Source organism: Saccharicrinis sp. 156 (assembly GCF_050589685.1).
Taxonomy (GTDB): domain Bacteria; phylum Bacteroidota; class Bacteroidia; order Bacteroidales; family Marinilabiliaceae; genus Saccharicrinis.
This window is the reverse complement of the sequence record NZ_JBNGOS010000080.1, coordinates 1-5,576: the sequence shown is the minus strand read 5'-3', so window position 1 is coordinate 5,576 and position 5,576 is coordinate 1. Positions and strand designations below refer to the sequence as shown.

Genomic DNA, 5,576 nt, shown 5'->3' with positions numbered 1-5,576 from the left:
CCAACGGTTAAATCATCTTCTTTGTATCGGGACAGGCTACTTCGTTCCAACAGGTAGGTAATGGGTTTAGGAATAATCTCCCCCTTAGCAAAGGGGGCGGTAAACACAGTGGCTAAAAACAGAACCTTGCAGGGGGATTGGTCCTGGAGGGATACCATCTAATGTGAATCTCCCTTACGACGTTGCTTTGTTGCATTTCATCCGGGTCATCATTTTTCATGTAACATGCTACGTTCACCCCTGGCCCCTAAAGGGGAAGCCTATGCTCTGTGAGGGTCAGAGGGTGCCATGTGCCGATTTTCCGCCAAAGTTTAAACGATCTTTTTTGTATCGGGACAGGTTACTTCGTTCCAACAGATAGGTAATGGGTTTAGGAATAATTTCCCCCTTAGCACAGGGGGTGGTAAATACAGTGGCTAAAAACAGAGCCTTGCAGGGGGATTGGCCCTGGAGGGATGCCATCTAATGTCAATCGCCCCCATAGGGTTATGGCGGTCAGACTGATCCGAGACTGCCCTCCTTCCCGACAATAAAGATATGAACAGGTCTCCAAGGGGGGAAGGATCCATTCACCCCTCCGTTCGCACCGCTTTCCATCACGACGGGCCTTCGCTGAGCTATCTGGAGGAAGGGTTGGATGATGTTTGCTTACAAGACATATAATAATATACCACTTGGTTTAACGGCATTGGCCCACAGGCAGTGAACTAATACCACGATGAAAATAAATGGGCACCTGGTTTAATTAAAAAGTAATATGGGTAAAGATGCCCTATACTTATGGGGAAGTTTTCTTTAATCATTCAGAATTATTGTCATTTTATTTCATCTATTGATTGGCATTGGATTTTAATTTTTATATTTTCAGCGCATTAGCGCAGTTCATATGGAATTTAAAATTATATCGGATTTTAAGCCAACGGGTGATCAACCAGAAGCGATCAAACAACTGGTACATGGAATCAACGATAATATACCGCATCAAACATTGTTAGGTGTTACCGGTTCGGGAAAAACTTTTACGGTGGCCAATGTCATCGAAAAAGTGCAAAGGCCGACCCTGGTACTTAGTCATAACAAAACGTTGGCAGCACAGCTATATGGGGAGTTTAAGAATTTCTTTCCGGAAAATGCCGTCGAGTATTTTGTTTCTTATTACGATTATTACCAGCCCGAAGCTTATCTGCCGGTAACGGATACTTACATCGAAAAAGATTTATCGATTAATCAGGAGATTGAAAAATTAAGGCTTAGTGCCAGTTCGGCCCTTCTTTCTGGAAGAAAAGATGTGATTGTGGTATCTTCCGTTTCGTGCCTTTATGGGATAGGAAACCCTGAGGATTTCCATGCCAATGTGGTCAACCTTCAGGTGGGGCAGGATATAGGCAGAAACCAGCTGTTAAGGTTATTGGTGGATAGTCTGTATTCGAGGAATGAGGTTGAGTTCAATCACGGTAATTTTAGGGTGAAAGGGGATAACGTAGAGATATTCCCGGCGTATGCCGATAATGCATACCGTATCGGGTTTTGGGGCGATGAAGTAGAGGAGATCACGATCTTTGATCCTGTTGGGGGGACCACTATTTCGCAACAGGAGAACATATTGATTTACCCGGCCAACCTGTTTGTGACCACAAAAGAACGCACCCAGTTGGCCATCAGAATGATCCAGGACGATATGATGGATCATGTTACTTATTTAAAGGATATTGGGAAGCATCTTGAGGCTAAACGCATCGAAGAGCGGGTTACCTACGATTTGGAAATGATACGCGAATTGGGCTATTGCCCGGGTATCGAGAACTACTCGCGTTACTTTGACGGAAGGAATGCAGGCACACGCCCCTTCTGTTTGTTGGACTATTTCCCGGATGATTTTATCATGGTGATCGATGAAAGCCATGTGACCATACCACAGATCAGAGCCATGTACGGCGGCGATAAATCGCGAAAGGAAACATTGGTGGAACATGGCTTCCGCTTACCGGCCGCAATGGATAACAGACCGCTGAAATTTGAAGAATTCGAGGATATTGTGAACACGGCAATATATGTTTCTGCCACTCCTGCGGATTACGAGATTGAAAAAAGCGAAGGAGTTATTGTGGAACAAGTGATTCGTCCAACGGGCCTGTTGGATCCTATTATAGAGGTTCGCCCGAGCCTGAACCAGATTGACAACTTGTTGGAAGAGATTCGTAAGCGTATAGCGGTAAAAGAGAGGGTGCTGGTGACCACGCTGACCAAAAGGATGGCGGAAGAGTTAACCTCGTACCTGCAAAAATTGAATATCAATTGCGAATATATTCACTCCGATGTGGATACCCTGGATAGGGTGGAAATTATGGAAAATCTGCGCAAAGGCATATTTGATGTGCTCGTGGGCGTTAATTTATTAAGGGAAGGATTAGATTTACCGGAAGTGTCATTGGTGGCCATATTGGACGCGGACAAAGAAGGTTTCCTAAGGTCGGAACGCTCCTTAACGCAAACAGCGGGTCGTGCTGCGCGTAACATCAATGGCTTGGTGATTATGTATGCAGATAAGGTCACGAATTCGATGCAGAAGACCATCGATTCAACCAACCATCGAAGAGAAAAACAATTAAAATATAACGAAGACCATGGAATCACCCCACAACAAATCAACAAGAAGCATACCGGGGTTCTGGCTAAGGGTGCCGTTGAAGAAAGAGCGTATGTTGAACCGGAAGGTGTGGATGTGGCAGCGGATCCTGTAGTAAGTTATATGAGTAAAGATGGTCTTGAGAAAGCGATAGAGAAAGTTAAAAAAGCCATGCAAAAAGCGTCCAAAGAGTTGGACTTTATCACTGCCGCCCAATACCGGGATGAGATGTTTAAATTACAGAAGCTATTAAAGGAGAAGTAGCTATCCGTCAATGGTCGGCGCTTGGCATTCAGTATTCGGTATACGTCGGAACGTGGTGACGCCCATTCGCAAGAAATTTAATTTTGATGGAAAATCAGTCGACGGCTTACTTTCTCAGCAGTCCTCAGTCGGTAGCCTGAAAGCTGCAATCCGCCAGCTCTGTGACGCTCCGAGGTACTACGATGCTTATAGGTCTATAACATACTTAAAAAGTAAGATACAAATCATGGAAAAATTCCAACACTGCACCTTTCACCCAACTGCCTCTAATTTAACAAATAAACTATCCTATTTTTTCGCCCCACTTAGGCGCCATGTATATAGCGTAAATACTTCTTATAAAAACATCTTCTTCGCCCCACTTAGGCGTGGTACTTCCCCCGGTATCAAAACCAGGGGAAGAATAAGATACGCTCGTGAAAAGAAACAGCTTTTTTTAAGTAACTGTTTTTTACCCCATGTCAATCAGTGTTTCCCTTTAGCCCATAGGTTTGGGGGAAGTGCAGCGCCAAAGGTGCAGGGATAGGGTGCCGATATGAATTAAGTTAATGGCATTACCTTTCAACCTCTCACTGTTCACTGATGTTCACTTTCGACTTCATTATTTTTCCATTTCCTTATAAACTAAGGCGCTTGCTCCCACAATAGCAGCATCACCACTGTTTAGTTCAGACGGAAGGATTTTTATTTTATCCGTGAAGATAGGAAGCAAATGCTCTTCCAGGCTTTCTTTGGTTGGTTTAAAGATGTAATCACCTGCCGCAGTAGGCCCTCCAAATAGGAAAATCGCTTCGGGGCTTAAATGGTGAACAGTATCGGCTAACCCTTGTCCCAGATATTTTCCGGTAAGCTCAAATACCTCTAAAGCCACTTTGTCGCCGGCCTCCGCAGCATCAAAAATCATCTTAGAATCCAATTCGTTAAACGATTTATCTGCCAGTTTAGAATCTGTAGCATTGTATTTGGCCATTAATTCAAAGGCGGTACGCTTCATTCCGGGCGCGGAACAGTATGCCTCTAAATGACCTTTAGCCCCGCAACCGCAATCTCTGCCGCCGGGTATTAAAGTAGTATGTCCGCATTCTCCGGCAAAACCATCATGGCCGTACACCAAATCTCCGTTGACAACAATGCCGGAACCTACGCCTGTGCCCAATGTATACATGACAAAGTTTTTCATGCCTTTGGCCCCTCCATAAATCATTTCTCCGATGGTGGCAGCATTGGCATCGTTTGTTAATGCTATATAATCCAATTCAGGGAAGCGTTTTTTCAATAGTTCCACCATGGGAATAACGCCTTTGAACGACAAGTTGGGCGCATATTCGATGGTACCGCTGTAATAGTTTCCGTTTGGAGCACCAACCCCGATTCCTAATACGGTTAGTATTTCTCCAGCCGAACTAATCAAATCACGAATGGCAGCTGCTAAATCGTCCATATATTTTTCAATATCTCCGTGGCTTGGTGTTTCAATACCTCCTTTGGTGACTACATTTCCGGATTCATCTACAATCCCAATAGCGGTGTTGGTTCCACCTATATCTACTCCTACAGATACTTTTTTCATGTTTAATAAAGTTTTTTGATTTAAATGTGTTATTATTTATTGTACAGGTAATACTACTTAAATTATAAAAAATATAGATTATCCGTCAATACCCGGACAAGTATACCGGTATTTCCGAAATCGGTTTGATCTAAAGTGTTCCGGATGTTTAACCTATATAACTCAAAAATAGAAAAAAAACAGAAACCCTAAACCGAATAGATCATTTTATTCATCCCACCGGCTTTCGTTTAAAGCCGGACAGGCTACTTCGATCCAACAGGTAGTTGATGAATTTAGGGTTAATCTCCCCCTTAGCAAAGGGGGCGGTACATATTCATGCTGCAATTAAAGCCTTGCAGGGGGATTGGTAATGGAGAAGTAAATGTCAATCTCCCTTACGATGTTGCTTTGCTTCAATTCATCCGGGTCATCTTTTTTCATGTAACATGCCTCCGTTCACCCCTGGCCCCTAAAGGGGAAGTCCTTTGCACTGTGAGGGTCAGAGGGTGCCATGTGCCGATTTTCCGCCAACGTTTAAACGATTTTTTTTGTATCGGGACAGGCTTCTTCGTTCCAACAGCTAGGTGATGAATTTAGGGTTAATCTCCCCCTTAGCAAAGGGGGCGGTACATATTCATGCTGCAATTAAAGCCTTGCAGGGGGATTGGTCCTGGAGAAGTAAATGTCAATCTCCCTTACGATGTTGCTTTGCTTCAATTCATCCGGGTCATCTTTTTTCATGTAACATGCCTCCGTTCACCCCTGGCCCCTAAAGGGGAAGTCCTTTGCACTGTGAGGGTCAGAGGGTGCCATGTGCCGATTTTCCGCCAACGTTTAAACGATTTTTTTTGTATCGGGACAGGCTTCTTCGTTCCAACAGCTAGGTGATGAATTTAGGGCTAATCTCCCCCTTAGCAAAGGGGGCGTTAAATACAGTGGCCAAAAACAGAGCCTTGCAGGGGGATTGGTAATGGAAGGATACCATCTAATGGCAATCCCCTTACGATGTTGCTTTGCTTCAATTCATCCGGGTCATCTTTTTTCATGTAACATGCCTCCGTTCACCCCTGGCCCCTAAAGGGGAAGTCCTTTGCACTGTGAGGGTCGGAGGGTGCCATGTGCCGATTTTCCGCC

General features: G+C 44.3%; 2 protein-coding genes. One reads left to right on the top strand and one right to left on the bottom strand.

Annotation, left to right across the window (positions count from 1 at the left end):
* Window positions 1–886: 886 nt before the first annotated feature.
* On the top strand, window positions 887–2,890 hold the full coding sequence (uvrB, locus tag ACRD64_RS24865) for an excinuclease ABC subunit UvrB (RefSeq protein ID WP_430937278.1): 2,004 nt from the start codon (window positions 887–889) through the stop codon (window positions 2,888–2,890).
* Between the two features lie 601 nt (window positions 2,891–3,491).
* Here the strand turns inward: uvrB and ACRD64_RS24860 are convergent.
* A complete protein-coding gene (locus ACRD64_RS24860; protein WP_430937276.1) occupies window positions 3,492–4,460 on the bottom strand; it encodes an ROK family protein in 969 nt (322 codons plus the stop codon).
* Between the last annotated feature and the right edge of the window lie 1,116 nt (window positions 4,461–5,576).

Bases quoted from the DNA above. Each gene is read 5' to 3' on its own strand.
- ACRD64_RS24860 (WP_430937276.1), bottom strand. From the start codon at position 4,460: ATGAAAAAAGTATCTGTAGGAGTAGATATAGGTGGAACCAACACCGCT.
- uvrB (WP_430937278.1), top strand. From the start codon at position 887: ATGGAATTTAAAATTATATCGGATTTTAAGCCAACGGGTGATCAACCA.